Source organism: Streptomyces sp. NC-S4, from assembly GCF_054353315.1.
In genome coordinates, this window is record NZ_CM135937.1 from 4088514 (window position 1) to 4105000 (window position 16487).

At 69.9% G+C, this 16487-nt stretch carries 13 protein-coding genes and 2 rRNA genes (1 of these 15 only partly in view); 7 read left to right on the top strand and 8 right to left on the bottom strand.

Annotation, left to right across the window (positions count from 1 at the left end; translation table 11 throughout):
• Positions 1–33: 33 nt before the first annotated feature.
• From ACXNSR_RS18070 to ACXNSR_RS18085, 4 genes are all read right to left on the bottom strand, one after another.
• Positions 34–1035, bottom strand: a complete 1002-nt coding sequence (locus ACXNSR_RS18070) for a C40 family peptidase (RefSeq protein ID WP_458643335.1) — start codon at positions 1033–1035, stop codon at positions 34–36.
• 73 nt (positions 1036–1108) lie between these two features.
• Positions 1109–2743, bottom strand: coding sequence for a serine/threonine-protein kinase (locus ACXNSR_RS18075; RefSeq protein ID WP_458643020.1), 1635 nt, complete (start codon positions 2741–2743; stop codon positions 1109–1111).
• Between the two features lie 70 nt (positions 2744–2813).
• On the bottom strand, positions 2814–3608 hold the full coding sequence (locus ACXNSR_RS18080; RefSeq protein ID WP_458643021.1) for a thioesterase family protein: 795 nt from the start codon (positions 3606–3608) through the stop codon (positions 2814–2816).
• A gap of 51 nt (positions 3609–3659) precedes the next feature.
• Positions 3660–4268, bottom strand: a complete 609-nt coding sequence (locus tag ACXNSR_RS18085; RefSeq protein ID WP_458643022.1) for a LysE family translocator — start codon at positions 4266–4268, stop codon at positions 3660–3662.
• 65 nt (positions 4269–4333) lie between these two features.
• Here ACXNSR_RS18085 and ACXNSR_RS18090 point away from each other — a divergent pair, with 65 nt between their 5' ends.
• A complete protein-coding gene (locus tag ACXNSR_RS18090) occupies positions 4334–5188 on the top strand; it encodes a pentapeptide repeat-containing protein (RefSeq protein WP_458643023.1) in 855 nt (284 codons plus the stop codon).
• 209 nt (positions 5189–5397) lie between these two features.
• Here the strand turns inward: ACXNSR_RS18090 and ACXNSR_RS18095 are convergent, their stop codons facing one another.
• On the bottom strand, positions 5398–6552 hold the full coding sequence (locus ACXNSR_RS18095) for an alpha/beta fold hydrolase (protein ID WP_458643024.1): 1155 nt from the start codon (positions 6550–6552) through the stop codon (positions 5398–5400).
• Between the two features lie 398 nt (positions 6553–6950).
• On the opposite strand from ACXNSR_RS18095, the gene ACXNSR_RS18100 reads away from it, so the two are divergent.
• The 6 genes from ACXNSR_RS18100 (at position 6951) to ACXNSR_RS18125 (ending at position 14054) form a co-directional block, all read left to right on the top strand.
• On the top strand, positions 6951–7259 hold the full coding sequence (locus tag ACXNSR_RS18100) for a hypothetical protein (protein WP_008742356.1): 309 nt from the start codon (positions 6951–6953) through the stop codon (positions 7257–7259).
• A gap of 102 nt (positions 7260–7361) precedes the next feature.
• Positions 7362–8198, top strand: a complete 837-nt coding sequence (locus tag ACXNSR_RS18105) for a hypothetical protein (protein WP_458643025.1) — start codon at positions 7362–7364, stop codon at positions 8196–8198.
• Positions 8188–9522 carry a hypothetical protein gene (locus ACXNSR_RS18110; protein WP_458643026.1) on the top strand — a complete coding sequence of 445 codons (1335 nt, stop codon included), beginning with the start codon at positions 8188–8190 and terminating at the stop codon, positions 9520–9522. Before ACXNSR_RS18105 ends, ACXNSR_RS18110 begins: the two co-directional genes overlap by 11 nt.
• The gene (locus ACXNSR_RS18115; protein WP_150258076.1) at positions 9519–11081 is read left to right on the top strand and encodes an SCO6880 family protein; all 1563 of its coding nucleotides are present in this window, start codon (positions 9519–9521) and stop codon (positions 11079–11081) included. Before ACXNSR_RS18110 ends, ACXNSR_RS18115 begins: the two co-directional genes overlap by 4 nt.
• 19 nt (positions 11082–11100) lie before the next feature.
• Complete coding sequence (locus ACXNSR_RS18120; RefSeq protein WP_327736159.1) at positions 11101–12516, top strand: ATP-binding protein; 1416 nt, start codon at positions 11101–11103, stop codon at positions 12514–12516.
• Between the two features lie 2 nt (positions 12517–12518).
• Positions 12519–14054, top strand: a complete 1536-nt coding sequence (locus ACXNSR_RS18125) for a P-loop NTPase family protein (protein ID WP_458643027.1) — start codon at positions 12519–12521, stop codon at positions 14052–14054.
• On the opposite strand, the gene ACXNSR_RS18130 is transcribed toward ACXNSR_RS18125, so the two are convergent.
• The 3 genes from ACXNSR_RS18130 to ACXNSR_RS18140 form a co-directional block, all read right to left on the bottom strand.
• Complete coding sequence (locus ACXNSR_RS18130) at positions 14051–14608, bottom strand: GNAT family N-acetyltransferase (protein ID WP_458643028.1); 558 nt, start codon at positions 14606–14608, stop codon at positions 14051–14053. The two genes, ACXNSR_RS18125 and ACXNSR_RS18130, sit on opposite strands and share 4 nt — an antisense overlap.
• A 130-nt stretch (positions 14609–14738) precedes the next feature.
• A 5S ribosomal RNA gene (gene rrf / locus ACXNSR_RS18135) occupies positions 14739–14855 on the bottom strand.
• Between the two features lie 77 nt (positions 14856–14932).
• Positions 14933–16487 (bottom strand): 23S ribosomal RNA (locus ACXNSR_RS18140) (it continues 1569 nt past the right edge of the window).

Genomic DNA, 16487 nt, shown 5'->3' on the forward strand with positions numbered 1-16487 from the left:
CGCAGCTCAGGGCCTTTGCATGACGGAGAGTTACTACGTCGCCGGGGTCGCTGCGGGGCGCGTCGGAAGCGCCTCCGCGCCGTCCTTGGTCACGCGCGTCGCACCGAAGTAGTCAGGGGTGTCGATCTTGTCGAACCGGATCACGGCGCCGGTATAAGGGGCGTTGATCATGTATCCGCCGCCCACGTAGAGCCCGACGTGCCGGATCTCCCGAGAGTTCGTCAGATCATCGGAGAAGAAGACGAGGTCACCGGGCAGGAGTTGATCGCGCGAAGGGTGCGACCCGGCGTTGTACTGATCGTTCGCCACCCGCGGCAACTCGATCCCCACGGTCTCGTACGCGGCCTTGGTCAACCCGGAACAGTCGAACCGCCCGCCCTGATCGGGCGTCCCGTTGCCACCCCACAGATACGGCGTCCCGAGCTGCTTCTGCGCGAAGTAGATGGCCCCGGCGGCCTGTTGCGAGGGCGCCACCCGCCCGACGGGCCGCTCGAAACTCTTGGCCAGGGTGGTGATGGCCTTCACGTACCCCTGGGTCTCGCGGAACGGAGGCACCCCCCGGTGCTGCATCACCGCACCGGGCCCCGCGTTGTAGGCGGCCAGCATGTTCGAGACGGGGTCCCCGGGAACCTTGCTCACGTAGCGGGCGAGATCGCAGTCGTACGAAGCGGCAGAGGGAATGGCGTCGTTCGGGTCCCAGATGTCACGGTCACCGTCCCCGTCCCCGTCGATCCCGTGCGTGGCCCAGGTACCGGGGATGAACTGGGCGATGCCCCGTGCGTCGGCAGGGCTGACGACGTGCGGGTCCCAGCCGCTCTCGGAGTAGAGCTGGGCGGCGAGGACGGCCGGGCTCAGGGTCGGACAGAGAACGCCCCATTTCTGCACCAGGGCCTGGTACTTCCCGGGCACCGCACCCTTGGCGAGGCCGACGGGACGCCCGCCGGCGGTCGCGATGCCCGCAGCGGCGGAGTACGTGCCGACCACGAGGAGGGCGACGAAGCACAGACACGCTCCGAAGCTGATCCCGCCGATCACCCAGAATCTGCGCACCCGTCAACCCTCCCCCATCGACCGTTCTTTCACCGGGATTCGCCGTTACGTGTCGGATTTATCCCTTTTGTGGGCCACTGTCGAAGCCCTCGCACACGATGCTCTTGTGTTCCGTATCCGAGACGGCATGCCGGAACACCACCGTCCAGCCACCGGGATCCTGCGAGAGCGGAGGTGCCTTGACGGTCTTGCCGTTCAGCTGCATGGAGAAGTCGTCCGGGTACGTGAGCAACTTCCACTGCACCTCGTCACCTTCGTACAGGTCCCGGGCCTTGGCAACGAAACCGAGCTGGCGGTTGTCGGTCACCTCGGTGGACCGGCCGTTCTGGTCGACCTCGTGCTGCGGCTTCACGACGACGGCCACGTAGTAGGGCAGCGCGTCGGGGAGCGCGTCCTTGACCCGGTACCCGATCTGGACCTTGCCCGACTTCAGGCCGGGGTCGTCGATGGTCCTGGGCAGCGCGGTCTGCATGTCCAGGATGCCGGTCTCCTCCGCACCCCGGGTGCAGCCGCCGTGGATGGGGTTGTAGTCGTCCAGATTGGGCTCGGTCTGCCTGATGTACGTGGGCGGGCCGGCCGGAGACTGCGCCGCGGGGCCGCCGGGACTCTGCCCGGCGGGCGTGCGTCCCTCGGCCCGGTCGTCCACGCCGCCCTGGCCGCCCTGACCCCCCAGCGGCAGCTTCCACACCGCCACGGCTCCCACCACGGCCAGCGCGACCCCCACGGCCACCCAGACCCCCGTCCGCCCGCGCACGGCCCGCGCGGCCCGCGGCGGCTGCTCGGCCACCGTCGGGACGTACGGGTGACCCGGCCCCTGCGTCCGCATCTCGTGCACCGGCACGGCCTCGCCCAGCGTCCCGAGCCCCAGGTACACCGGGTCGTCGACCAGCGCGTCCCGGACCCCGCACCGCGCGATGACCTCGCGCAGCCCCGGCCGCACCGCCGGATCCTTCGCCACGCACGCCTCGATCAGCCCCGCCAGAACCGGCTCCACCCCGGCCACGTCGACCGGCTCGTGCACCGCCCGGTAGCTCACCGTCGTCGCCACGCCCGTACCGAACGGCGGCCGCCCCGTCGCCGCGTACGCGAGGGTCGCCCCGAGCGCGAAGACGTCCGCCGCGGCCCCGGCCTCCGCACCCAGCAGCACCTCGGGCGCCGTGTACCCCGGCGTCCCCGGAGCCTGCCCGTCCTGCGTCAGAGCCGTCTCGCCCACACCCCGCGCGATGCCGAAGTCGATGAGCTGCGGCCCCTGCGCGCCCAGGATGACGTTCTGCGGCTTGAGGTCCCGGTGCGTCACCCCGTACGCGTGCACGCTCGCCAGCCCCTCCGCGAGGGCCGCGAACAGCCGCCGGCAGGTGTCCGCGGGCAACCCGCCGCGCTCCGCCACGGCATGACCGAGCGTCGGACCCGCCACGTACTCGGTCGCCAGCCAGTACGGCGCCGCCGCCAGCGAGGCATCGATCAGGTTCGCCGTGTACGCCGACCGCACCGCACGCACGGTCTCGGCCTCGCGCCGGAACCGGGCCAGCGCCTCCGGATGCCCGGTGATCTCGTCCCGGATCACCTTCACCGCGACCAGGCGCCCACCGGGCGACCGCCCGAGGTACACCTGCCCCATCCCCCCGGCACCCAGCCGGGCCAACAGCGCATGCGCCCCGATCTGCGCGGGGTCGACGTCTCTCAGGGCATCCACCGGCACGAGCCTGCCACACCGACTCCCGCGCCACCGCGCCGGGTTGACGCGAAGCCCGACACGGCACGCCCTAGGAACGCGGCGCCACGAACAGACTCTGCGCGCTCCGCCCGATGGGCCCCTTCTCGTCGTGCAGCAGCGCGTCCGCGAGCCCGATCCCGGCCGCGTCCACACTCGTACGCGCCTCCACGCACGCCCACTCGCCCACCGGATGCCGGTGCAGATGGACGGTCAGGTCACCGTTGATGAAGACGTACCGCCCGAAGTCCATCACCGAGCTGATCCCGTTCCCCGAATCGGCGGCGATCAGCACCCGGTCCAGCGGCCTGGTCTCCTCCCCGGCGACCAGCGGCACCTTCATCCGCATCCAGCAGGTCCCGGGACCCAGCTCGACGAACGCGCCCTCCGTGAACCGGGTCTCCATGGCCGAGTGGTAGCCCGTCTCCCACGGCACCGGGAAGAACGGCGTCACCTCCACCTCCCCGGGCGGCGGCAGCTGCGGCCCCAGGACCACGGCCGGCACGGCCTCCTGCGCGAGACGGATCCGCAGGGCCCGCGCCAGCATCACGGGCGCACCACCCGCCGGCGCCAGGGCCGCCTCGACGACCTCGGTCCCGCGCCCGGCCCGCAGCACACTGGTGGTGATCTCCAGCTCGCCGATCGGCACCGGGCGCAGGATCTCGTACGTGATCCGGGCGATCCGCATGTCCGTCCGCGCGCCCGGCCGCTCCTCGACGGCCCGCCCGAGCAGCGCGGCCGGCGGCCCGGCGTGCTGCGAGCCCGGGTCCCACGGCCCCCGCGTGTACTCGGTGGCCAGGAACCGCCCGGCGTCGACCCTCTCGAAGAAACCCTCGGCAGCACCCATACCAGCCACGCTACCGACAGGTAACTCGGCGCACCAGACCCGTCGATCCGCTCAGCGGGCGAACCCCAGCCCCACCCCCAGCCCCACCAGCACCGACCCGATGGCCCGGTTCAGCGCCTTCTGCGCCTTCAGCATCCGGTCGCGCAGCCGCGAGACGGAGAAGAACAGCGCCACCGCCCCGAACCAGCCCAGATGCGCCGCCGACATGAACAGCCCATAGCCCACCTGCTGCCACACGGGCGTCTGCGGGTTCACCACCTGCGTGAAGGTCGACACCACGAACAGCGTCGTCTTCGGATTGAGCACATTGGTCAAGAACCCCGACCGCATCGCCCCCAGCCGGGTCAGCTGCGGCTTCGACTCCAGGTCGACGGTCACCTCGGCCCGCGCCCGGAAGGTGCGTATCCCGATCCACACCAGATAGGCCGCACCCGCCAGCTTGATCGCGGTGAACAGCGCGGTGGAGGAGGCGATCAGCAGACCGACCCCGAGCATCGTGTACGAGACGTGGACCAGCACGCCCGCCGCGACCCCGGCAGCGGCGAACAGCCCGGTGGGACGCCCGTACAGATAGCTGTTGCGGACCACCATGGCGAAGTCGGCACCGGGACTGATCACGGCGAGGAGAGTAATAGCGGCGACTGCGATCACTTCTGTCATACGGGGATGCTCACCGCCGCCGCCCCGTGGATCAAGACCTCGAGCACCGGGCACGACGAGGGACAATGGGCAGCGTGCCGAACCACCCTGCCGCCGACCTCCCCGCCGAGCCCCCCGCCCCCCTGCCCGTCCTGCAGGCCGACTGCGCGAACTGCTTCGCGCTGTGCTGCGTGGCACTGCCCTTCGCCAAGTCCAACGACTTCGCCGTGAACAAGCCCGCCGGGACCCCCTGCAAGAACCTCCAGCAGGACTTCCGCTGCGGCATCCACACCCGGCTGCGCGACAAGGGGTTCCAGGGCTGCACGGTCTTCGACTGCTTCGGCGCCGGCCAGCAGACCTCCCAGGTCACCTTCGGCGGCCGCGACTGGCGCACCCACCCCGGCACGGCCCGCCAGATGTTCGAAGTCTTCCCGGTCCTGCGGCAGCTGCACGAGCTGCTCTTCTACGTCAGCGAGGCCCTGACCCTCCCGGCCGCCGCCCCGGTCCACGCGGAGCTGCGCCGGGCCCTGGCGCAGACCCAGGAATGGACCCGCGCCGACGCGCAGGCCCTGGCCGACCTGGACGTGGGCCCCCTCCGCCAGCAGATCAACACCCTGCTCCTGAAGACCAGCGAACTCGTACGGGCGAAGACGCCGGGCCGCAAGAAGAACCACCGCGGCGCCGACCTGATGGGCGCCCGCCTGGCGGGAGCCGACCTCCGCGGCGCGAACCTCCGCGGCGCCTACCTGATCGCCGCCGACCTCTCCCGCGCCGACCTGCGCACCGCGGACCTGATCGGCGCCGACCTCCGCGACACCAACCTCCGCGGCGCGGACCTCCGCGACACCATCTTCCTCACCCAGCCCCAGCTGAACGCGGCCCAGGGCGACCCCACCACCCGCATCCCCACCACCCTCACCCGCCCCACCCACTGGACCTGACCCCGCCGCTCTCCCGGCTCCGCCAGGGGGCACCTCCCGGCGGCAGCCGCGGGAGTACGAGGCCCGCCTTCAGCCCCGCCGGCGTTTGAGGCGGTCTTCAGCCCCGCCGGCGTTTGAGGCGCGGGGGTCCGGGGGCAGCGCCCCCGCAACGGCGCCGCACCCGCCCGCCCAACCGGCCCGCCCAGCCGCCCAACCCCCGGCAGGACCCCTCACACCCGCGCCAAAAACCCCCGCACGGCAGCGAAATACCCCTCCGGGTCCCCGACCCGCACCGCATGACCCGCCGGCAGCTCGACCAACCGCACCCCCGCCCTCCGCACCGTCATCTCCCGCGCGTGCTCCGCCGACAGCACCCCGCTCCGGTCCCCCCGCACCAGCAGCGTCGGCTTCCGCACCCCCAGCCAGTCCCCCCAGTGGTCCCCGTTCAGCCCCCGCTGGGACTCCACCATGTCCTCCACCTCGAACGCGGTCCCCCACCCGTCCGGATACTCCCGCAGTGACCCCTCCAGATGCGGCGCCGCACTCCCCACCCCCGCCAGGAACCCGGCCCGGGTCGCGGCCCGTCTCGGCCACCCCCGCGCGAACGACAGGTCGCCGTCGACCACCGCCCCGATGTCCTCGACCACCACCGCCCGCACCAGGTCCGGGCGCCGCGCCGCGAGCTGGTACGCGTTGACCCCGCCCAGCGAATGCCCCAGCACCACCGCCGGACCCAGCCCCAGCTGCTCCAGCAGCGCGGCCGCGTCCCCCACGTACCCGTCCCGCGTGTACTGCGCCGCCCGGTCGGACCGCCCGTGCCCCCGCTGGTCCGGGGCGATCACCCGCCACGCCGGACCCAGCTCCCGGGCCAGGCGCTCGAAGGCCCCCGCCCCCTCCCCGAAGTGCCCGTGCAACGCCAGCAGCGGCGCCCCCGGCCCCCCGAAGTCCGTATAGGCGAGCCGCCGCCCGTCCTGCGTCACCATCGCCCCCGGCAACGGCCCCAGCTTGTCGATGACCCGCAGCCGCAGCAGCTGGTACTCCTCCCACCGCCTGCGCAGCCGCCCGCCCGGCCGCTTCACGATCCGGCCCGGCGTGACCGTCTCCCCCCGCCGGAACTGCTCCCGCGTCAGATCGATCCTGATCCCCCCGGGCAGCAGGTTCCACCAGTGGTAACCCTCCTGCCGCCCGCCGTGGAACACCTCGCCCAGCATCAGGTCCCCACCCACGAGGTCCTGCACCACGAGGGCCGTGATGTCACAGTGCCCCCAGGCCGGATTCTCCGGAGTCCAGGGGATCCCCGTGATGCCGGAGGGCTCACAGGTCTCGGCCGACCATCCCGCCCGGACGGCCGCCTCGAGGTCCGCGAGAGTCCATGGAGTCGTCATGCTCCCCAGCCTGCCGCACCCCACTGACAACCCCACCGCCACACGCTCGCGCACCGATGAGACGACTGGAAGAGGATCGGACGCATGTCGGCGGGCCGGCCCAACGACACCCCACGCCACTGCTCCGAACGGCGGCCCCTCACCCCACCCCCCGTACGTCGAGACGACAATCATTGCCCGGCGTCACCCCCCGTGATACACAGAGTGACCGCACGTTCTCGCGCGTACACACCGCCCCTGCCCAGGTCAGGGCACGGAAGCGGAGCCCGGGCCGCGAGATCGGGTAAAGAGAGCCGTCAAGTCGACGACGGCGGCGGTTTCATCAGCGAAGATAGTGCGTAACCCCTGCCGTCGGGCAAGGGCCTTCCGGAACTACCCATACAGGGGCGGTGAGTTACATGATCCTGGCAGCCGAAAAGGGCGACATCACCACCATCATCGGCGGAATCGCCCCGAACTGGGGGCCTTTCGGCAGTCTCGGCAACGAAGCGAAGGTCATGATCGAGGTGGTCATGGCCGTCGCGATCCTGCTCTGCCTGGGCATCGCCATCTGGGGGGCGGCCAAACAGCGCATCGGAGCGACCGCCCTGCGCGACACGTTCAGCGCGGAACAGGGCAAGGGCCTGATCGTGGCCGGGCTGACCGGAGTCTTCATCATCGGCTCCCTCGGAACGCTGTTCACGATCGTCTACGGGATGGCCGTCTAGCCGGGCCGCGCGCCGGACCCCGTAGCCGATGACGCATCACCACACCACATCCACGCGGGAACCAGCGCTACCGTCGTACGACGCGGAGGGGGCGGACAGGCAATGAGCAACGACGACGACCAGTACGGCGGCGCCGGCGGCTACGGCGAGGTCGGCGGCACCGGCCAGACCCGCACCCGCCTCCCGGACCCCCCGGCCGACCCCTACGGCCCCACCCGCCGCACCCCCCGCGCCTCCCGCAGCCTGATCACCGTCGTCGGCGTGGTGGTCCTCCTGATCGCCGCGATCGCCTTCGCCAACTCGGCCCCCGACACCCCCTCGGACCGCGCCTCGGACAAACCCCCGACGGACTCCTCCACGGCCGCCACCGGCACGAACCCGGTGACGGACAAATCTGCAGGCATCCCCAAGGGCTTCGCCCACGACGAACAGGGAGCCCAGTCGGCGGCCGCCAACTTCGCGGTGGCGCTCGGCTCTGACGGCATGTTCAAGAAGAACACCCGCCACGCCCTGGTCGACGGAATCTACGCCCCCGACGTGGCAGCCCGGCTGAAGGGCCCGCAGGACGAGGCCTACTCGGCCGACTTCCTCGCGAAGCTGGGGCTCGACGCCAACGGCAACGCCCCGCAGGGCAGCACCTTCGTCACCCGCACCGTTCCGATCGGCACCCGTGTGGAGAGCTACACGCCGACCACGGCCAAGATCGCCGTCTGGTACAGCGGCCTGATCGGCATGTCCGGCCCCAAGTCCACCGACCCGGTGCGGACGCTCTGGAAGACCTGGACCTTCGAGCTGAGCTGGACCGGTGAGGGCTGGAGAGTCCTCGACGACACCCAACAGGACGGGCCCGCCCCGGTTCCCGGCGATGTCCCCGTCTCGACGTCGGACGACATGAGCAAGGCCATCAAGGAATTCGGGGGATTCACCTATGCCCGCTAGCCTCCGGCTCCCCGCCCGGCTGGGGGGCCTGCTCGCCTCCGCCCACCTCGCCGTCGTAGCCCTGGCGCCCACCGCACACGCCGCTCCCACTCCGACGCCGACGCCGACGCCGACCGCCACACCCTCCACGACCGCTGACCCCTGCGCCCTGCTCGACGGCCCCTCCAAGCAGTACTGCCAGAGCGGAACGGGCACATCCGGTGGCAACCCCGGGACAGGACTGGCACCCAGCGACGGCGGAGACGCCCTCAACCCCCTCGCCTCCCTCGCCCGCGGCTGCGCCGACGCCGCCTCCTGGATCGTCACCAAGCTCAGCGAAGCCGTCACGGGCTCGGCCGAGGTCGACTTCACCAACCCCGCCTTCCTCAAGCAGTACTCCGTCGTCTTCGCCGCCTCCACCATCCTCACCCTCGTCCTCTGGCTCTTCGCCGTCGCCAAACGAGCCGTCCGCGGCGTCCCCCTCACCACCGCCATGTCCGAAGCCATCGGCTTCCTCTGGCTCACCGTCCTCGCCTCCGCCTTCACCCCCCTCATCCTCTACACCGTCGTCTCCGCCACCGACGGCGTCACCGCCGTCATCGCCTCCGCCACCGGCGGCCAGACCGACGTCTTCTTCGGTTCCTTCTCCGAAGCCCTCAAGAAGGGCGACGACATCGGCGGCGGCCCGATCATGCTGATCGTCGTCGCGCTCGTCACCGTCCTCGCCGCCGGCGTGCTCTACCTCGAGCTGTTCATCCGGGCCGCCCTCCTCTACGTCGGCGCCCTCCTCGGCGTCGTCGTCTACTCCGGGCTCGTCGACCGCAACCTCTGGGGCCACGTCCGCCGCTGGGCCGGCATCATGATCGCCGTCATCCTCGTGAAGCCGGTCATCGTCATCGTCCTCGGCCTCGCCGGCGCCCTGACCGGCGAAAAGGGCCCCAACGCCTTCTCCGCCGTCGTCACCGGCCTCGCCATCATCCTCCTGGCGATCTTCGCCTCCGCGATGATCTACCGCTTCGTCCCCGGCTTCGGCGACGAGATCGCCTCCGCCCGCTCCAACCGCAGCAAGGCCACCGACGGCGCCCAGGCAGCCGCCGTCATCAGCTCCCCGGCCTCCCTCGTCTCGCAGGGCATCAAGACCCACAGCAGCCGCGGCGCCCACCGCGGCGACGGCGGCAGCGGCAACCACGCGCCCCGCCCCGCCAACCCCATCTCCGGAGGCGTCGCCGCCCACAGCAGCCGACCCGCCTCCGGCGGCGGAGCCGGCGGCGGATCTGTCCCCTCCGCCGCACCCCCGCCCCGCACGAGCTCGAGCACGAGGAACACAGGAGGTGACGGGCGTTGACGACCCAGTCCCACCAGCTGCACCCGGTCGCGCCCCGCCGCACGTATCTCATCGGCCGCGCCCGGCCGAACGCGATCGTCGGCAAGAACCGCGAGACCGGCGAGATCGCCCTGATCATCGCCGGGGCGTTCTTCGGCATGATGAGCGGACTGCTCGTCCCCGACCTCACCCTGCGCATCGTCAGCCTCGCCGGGTTCCCCATGATCGCGCTCGCCGCCGTCTACGTCCCGTACAAGGGCCGCACCTTCTACCGCTGGTTCGAGATCAGCCGCAGCTACAAGCGGACCCTGCGCCGCGGCACGACGTACCGCTCCGGCGCCATGGAAGCCGGCATCCGCGGCTCCGACGGCCGCGAGGTCGAAGTCGGCCCGCCCCCCGGCATCGGCCGCATCAACTGGCTCGCCGCCCCCTTCGGCCCCGACGAGATCGCCGTCCTCCTGCACGCCGACCGCCGCACCGTCACCGCCGCCATCGAGATCGAGGGCCCCGGCGTCGGCCTGCGCGACAGCGAGGACCAGGAAGCCCTCGTCGACCGCTTCGGCACCCTCCTCAAGCACGTGGCCAACGGCGACGGCTTCGTCACCCGCCTCCAGATGCTCGCCCGCACCCTGCCCGCCGACCCCGACGCGCACGCCAAGGACGTGGCCCAGCGCGGCGACACCCAGGCCCCCGGCTGGCTCCGCGACTCCTACGACCAGCTCCAGTCGATGGTGTCCACCTCCTCCGAGCAGCACCGCGCATACCTCGTCGCCTGCATGCACTACACGCGCGAACTCGCCGCCGAGGCCAACGCCATCGCCCGCGCCGGCACCCCCCACAAGGGCCGCAAGCTCGACCGCGACGCCGGCCTCGCCATCGTCATGGCCCGCGAGCTCACCGACATCTGCGCCCGCCTCGCCGAGGCCGACATCCGCGTCCGCCAGCCCCTCGGCCAGGGCCGCCTCTCCTCCCTCGTGCACTCCATGTACGACCCGGACCACCCCATCGACCACATCCAGGCCATGACCAAGCGCAACGCCTGGCCCGCCGAGCTCGACGCCGTGGAGCCCACCTTCCTCCAGGCCAAGACCCGCGAATCCTCCACCCGCGCCCCCTGGTGCCACGCCACCGCCTGGGTCAAGGAGTGGCCCATGACGCCCGTCGGCGTCAACTTCCTCGCCCCGCTGCTCGTCCACACCCCCGACGTGATCCGCACGGTCGCCGTCACCATGGACCTGGAGCCCACCGAGGTCGCCATCGAGCGCATGCTCACCGAGAAGACCAACGACGAGGCCGACGCCTCCCGCGCCGCCAAGATGAACCGGACCGTCGACCCCCGCGACATCGCCGCGCACGGCCGGCTCGACCAAAGAGGTGAAGATCTCGCCAGCGGTGCGGCGGGAGTGAACCTCGTCGGGTACATCACGGTGTCCTCGCGTTCACCCGAAGCCCTCGCCCGCGACAAGCGGACCATCCGCGCCTCCGCCGGAAAGTCCTACCTGAAGCTGGAATGGTGCGACCGCGAGCACCACCGCGCCTTCGTCAACACCCTGCCGTTCGCCACCGGCATCCGACGCTAGCTGGAGGGAAGTGCCGCCCATGCGAGATCCCATGTCCGCCCTGACGGACGCCTTCACCAGCTTCCTCTTCGGCAAAGTCGAAACCACGCGCCTGCCCGTCCGCACCTCCACCGGGCAGGCGCAAGCCGTCTACCTGCCCACCGCCGCCCCCGGGCTCGGCGACTCCGGCGTCATCATCGGCCGCGAGGTCTACAGCGGCAAGGGCTACATCTACGACCCCTTCCAGCTGTACGGGCAGCAGCTCCCCGCCCCCCACTGGCTGGTCCTCGGCGAATCCGGAAACGGAAAGTCAGCCCTCGAAAAGACCTACGTCCTGCGCCAGCTCCGCTTCAAGGACCGCCAGGTCGTCGTCCTCGACGCCCAGGGCGAGGACGGCGTCGGCGAATGGAACCTGATCGCCCAGCAGCTGGGGATAACCCCCATCCGCCTGGACCCCATCGCCGCCAACGACGACGGGATCCGCCTCAACCCCCTCGACCCGGCCATCACCGCGACCGGACAGCTCGCGCTGCTCCGGACCATCATCGAGGTGGCCATGGGCCACGGCCTCGACGAGCGCGCCGGCTTCGCCCTCAAGGTCGCGCACGCCTACGTCGTCGACACCATCCGCGACCGCCAGCCCGTCCTCACCGACATCGTCGAGCAACTGCGACACCCCGAGGCCGAATCCGCCCTCGCCATGAACGTCGACATAGACGATGTCCGGGCCTGGGGCCTCGACGTCGCGCTCGTCATCGACCGACTCGTCGACGGCGACCTGCGCGGCATGTTCGACGGCCCCACCACCGTCGGCATCGACCTCGACGCACCCCTCATCGTCTTCGACCTCTCCCACATCGACCGCAACTCCATCGCGATGCCGATCCTCATGGCGATCGTCGGCGTCTGGCTGGAACACACCTGGATCCGCCCCGACCGGAAGAAGCGCATCTTCCTGGTCGAGGAGGCCTGGCACATCATCAACAGCCCGTTCGTCGCCCAGCTGTTCCAGCGCCTGCTGAAGTTCGGCCGACGCCTCGGCCTGTCCTTCGTCGCCGTCGTCCACCACCTCTCCGACGTCGTCGACGGCGCCGCCGCACGCGAAGCCGCGGCCATCCTCAAGATGGCCTCGACCAGAACGATCTACGCCCAGAAGGCGGACGAGGCCCGGGCCACGGGCCGCGTCCTCGGCCTGCCCCGCTGGGCGGTGGAAATCATCCCGACCCTCACCCCCGGCATCGCGGTCTGGGACGTCAACGGCAACGTCCAAGTGGTCAAACACCTGATCACCGAAGCCGAACGCCCCCTCGTCTTCACCGACCGCGCCATGACCGAGTCCTCCACCCCCAGCCGCCTCCCCGCCGACATGCTCGCCGCCGAACTGGAGGCGGAGGAACGGGCCCTGTCCATCGAACGCCGCCGCGGCGGCCCCGGATCCGCGACCACGGTGGCCTGACCATGCACGAGGCAAGACGTACGGAGCCCCCCGCACGCGGCGGCGGCATCCCGGACGGCCTGCTGGTCGGCCTCCTGGCCTTCCTCCTGGGCCTCGCCGTCCTCGTCTGGTCGGCCACCGGCCTCGCCGCCCTCCTCGCGAACGGCACCTGGCCCGACACCGTCACCTTCACCCGGACCCCGGGAGCCGTCCGCGCCCTGATAGCGCAACCGCACGACATCCCCGCCGCCTGGCCGGACACCGACCCGGCGGCCCTGTCGGGCTGGGGCCTCTTCTGGGGCCTGTTCGTCAGCCAGCTCCTGGTGATGTTCGTACTCACCGTCTTCGCCATCGGCGTGATCGCCCGCACCAAGTCCCGCCGCGCCCTGGCCAGACACCTCACGAAGACCGAACCAGCCGCGGACCCGGCCCCGCCGGCGTTCGAGACGCGGAAGCCCGGGAGCAACGCCCCCGCCGGCTCACCCGCACCAACCGCCACCGCGCCGGCGGCCACCGTGCCGGGCGCCACCGCCCCGGGCGCGACTGCCCCGGGCGCCACCGCCCCGGCGGACGAGGCCTACCGCTACGGCTTCGGCTACGCCCCACAGCCCACAGCCGCCGCCACCCTCCCACAGGCCCGGACGGCGACGGACGGCCTCACCTACGGCGGCCCGAACGACCGCTTCCGCACGGCCGCCCACCGCATCGGAGAGATCGAGGGGGCGGCACTCGTCATGACCTCCTCCCCCACCCTCTGGGCCGAAACGAAGGACGCCCGCGCCAAACTCGGCCCGGTCCTCCTCTACGACCCCTCCCACCTGTGCGACACCCCGGCCCGCATGCACTGGAACCCGGCCGAGGGCTGCGCCGACCGCGACACCGCCGCCGCCCGCGCAATCGCCCTGCTGGCCCCCGTACGCCCCCAGGCCCGCATGGACGCGGCCGTGGCCGACACCGCGGAAACCCTCCTGCGCAGCTGGCTCCAGGCCGCCGCCCTGGAAGACCGCCCGTTCAAACTGCTCCACCGCTGGGCCCAGGGCAACAGCGCCCAGGACCCGGTCCGCATCCTGCGCACCCACCCCCGGGCCGCCCCCGGCGCGGCCGGCGAACTGGAGAGCGCCCTCACCGCCCACCCCGAACGCCGTGACCTCGCCCAGCACCTGACGGCCCGTGCCCTGTCCTGCCTGACCTCGATCCACATCCGCGAGGCCTGCAATCCGAACCGAACAGATGCCCTCACCTTGGCATCGTTCGTCGCCGAAGGGGGCACCCTCTATCTGGTGGGTGAACCTCTGGAGGATCCCCGCACCCACCCGGGTGCGATGCCCCTGCTCACCGCACTCGCCTCGCACGTGGTCGAGCACGGCCGCCGCATGGCCGCACGGTCATCCCACGGTCGGCTCGACCCACCACTGTCCCTGGTGCTGGACGACGTGGCCGCCGTGGCCCCGATCCCCCAGCTCCCGGAACTCCTGACCGAGGGAACGCTCCCCCTGCTCGCCCTGTGCCGCAGCCGCGAACAGGCCCGCTCCCGCTGGCCGGAGGCCACCCTCCCCTAGGCGGTCGGCCGCACGTAGACGTACTCGCGCTCCTTGGCGCCCGTCTCCAGCGGTATCAGCAGACCGCTCGGCTCGAAGCCGTACCGCCGGTAGAAGCTCTCCGCCCGCGCGTTGTCCTCGTGCACGAACAGCCGCACCCGCTCGGTGACCGGCTCCTCCAGCGACCAGGCCCACTCGAGCCCGGCGTCGAAGAGCCGCTCCACGAGCCCGCTCCCCCGCTGCTCGGGCCGCACGAACACCCCGACCACGTGGCCCTGCTGCTGCTCGATGGGCTCACCGAAGTAGTCGGAGCCGCCCTGTGCCTCGATGAGTACGGTCACGGACCCGACCCACCGCCCGTCCGCGGCCTCGGCGATGAACTGCCGGGCACCCCGCCCCTCGGCAGCGCCGGCAGCACGCTGCTGCCAGTACGCGTCGCCCTGGGCGAGAGCACTCTCCTCGGTCTCCAGGAAGGCCACGGCGGCAGCGGGATCCCGGAGCGCCACCAACCGCAGTTCCTTGACCTTTTCCCACTCGTCGCCCCGTACGGCCCTGATCACATAGTCATCGCTCATGCTCGGGATCCTAACGACGTACCACCACCGGCTCACCTGCGTTTCCCGGCGCGCTCTCCGGCTCCGAGCACCGGGCCCTGAACGCAGAAAAGCCCCGCACCATAAGGTGCGGGGCTTTCCCACAATAAAAGTTCGGCGGCGTCCTACTCTCCCACAGGGTCCCCCCTGCAGTACCATCGGCGCTGAAAGGCTTAGCTTCCGGGTTCGGAATGTAACCGGGCGTTTCCCTAACGCTATGACCACCGAAACACTATGAAATTTAGAACGCTGGTGTTTTCACAGCTGTTCGTTATTTCAGAACTAACACAGTGGACGCGAGCAACTGAGGACAAGCCCTCGGCCTATTAGTACCAGTCAGCTTCACCCGTTACCGGGCTTCCACATCTGGCCTATCAACCCAGTCGTCTACTGGGAGCCTTACCCTCTCAAGGAGGTGGGAATACTCATCTTGAAGCAGGCTTCCCGCTTAGATGCTTTCAGCGGTTATCCCTCCCGAACGTAGCCAACCAGCCATGCCCTTGGCAGGACAACTGGCACACCAGAGGTTCGTCCGTCCCGGTCCTCTCGTACTAGGGACAGCCCTTCTCAATATTCCTACGCGCACAGCGGATAGGGACCGAACTGTCTCACGACGTTCTAAACCCAGCTCGCGTACCGCTTTAATGGGCGAACAGCCCAACCCTTGGGACCGACTCCAGCCCCAGGATGCGACGAGCCGACATCGAGGTGCCAAACCATCCCGTCGATATGGACTCTTGGGGAAGATCAGCCTGTTATCCCCGGGGTACCTTTTATCCGTTGAGCGACGGCGCTTCCACAAGCCACCGCCGGATCACTAGTCCCGACTTTCGTCCCTGCTCGACCCGTCGGTCTCACAGTCAAGCTCCCTTGTGCACTTACACTCAACACCTGATTGCCAACCAGGCTGAGGGAACCTTTGGGCGCCTCCGTTACCCTTTGGGAGGCAACCGCCCCAGTTAAACTACCCATCAGACACTGTCCCTGATCCGGATCACGGACCGAGGTTAGACATCCAGCACGACCAGAGTGGTATTTCAACGGCGACTCCACAACCACTGGCGTGGCTGCTTCAAAGTCTCCCACCTATCCTACACAAGCCGAACCGAACACCAATATCAAACTGTAGTAAAGGTCCCGGGGTCTTTCCGTCCTGCTGCGCGAAACGAGCATCTTTACTCGTAGTGCAATTTCACCGGGCCTATGGTTGAGACAGTCGAGAAGTCGTTACGCCATTCGTGCAGGTCGGAACTTACCCGACAAGGAATTTCGCTACCTTAGGATGGTTATAGTTACCACCGCCGTTTACTGGCGCTTAAGTTCTCAGCTTCGCAACCCCGAAAGGTCACTAACCGGTCCCCTTAACGTTCCAGCACCGGGCAGGCGTCAGTCCGTATACATCGCCTTACGGCTTCGCACGGACCTGTGTTTTTAGTAAACAGTCGCTTCTCGCTGGTCTCTGCGGCCACCCCCAGCTCACGGAGCAAGTCCGATCACCAGTGATGGCCCCCCTTCTCCCGAAGTTACGGGGGCATTTTGCCGAGTTCCTTAACCATAGTTCACCCGAACGCCTCGGTATTCTCTACCTGACCACCTGAGTCGGTTTAGGGTACGGGCCGCCATGAAACTCGCTAGAGGCTTTTCTCGACAGCATAGGATCATCCACTTCACCACAATCGGCTCGGCATCAGGTCTCAGCCTTATATGAGGGACGGATTTGCCTACCCCTCGGCCTACACCCTTACCCCGGGACAACCACCGCCCGGGCTGGACTACCTTCCTGCGTCACCCCATCGCTTACCTACTACAAGTCTGGTTCGTCGGCTCCACCACTTTCCTTTCCCCGAAGGGTCCGGAACGG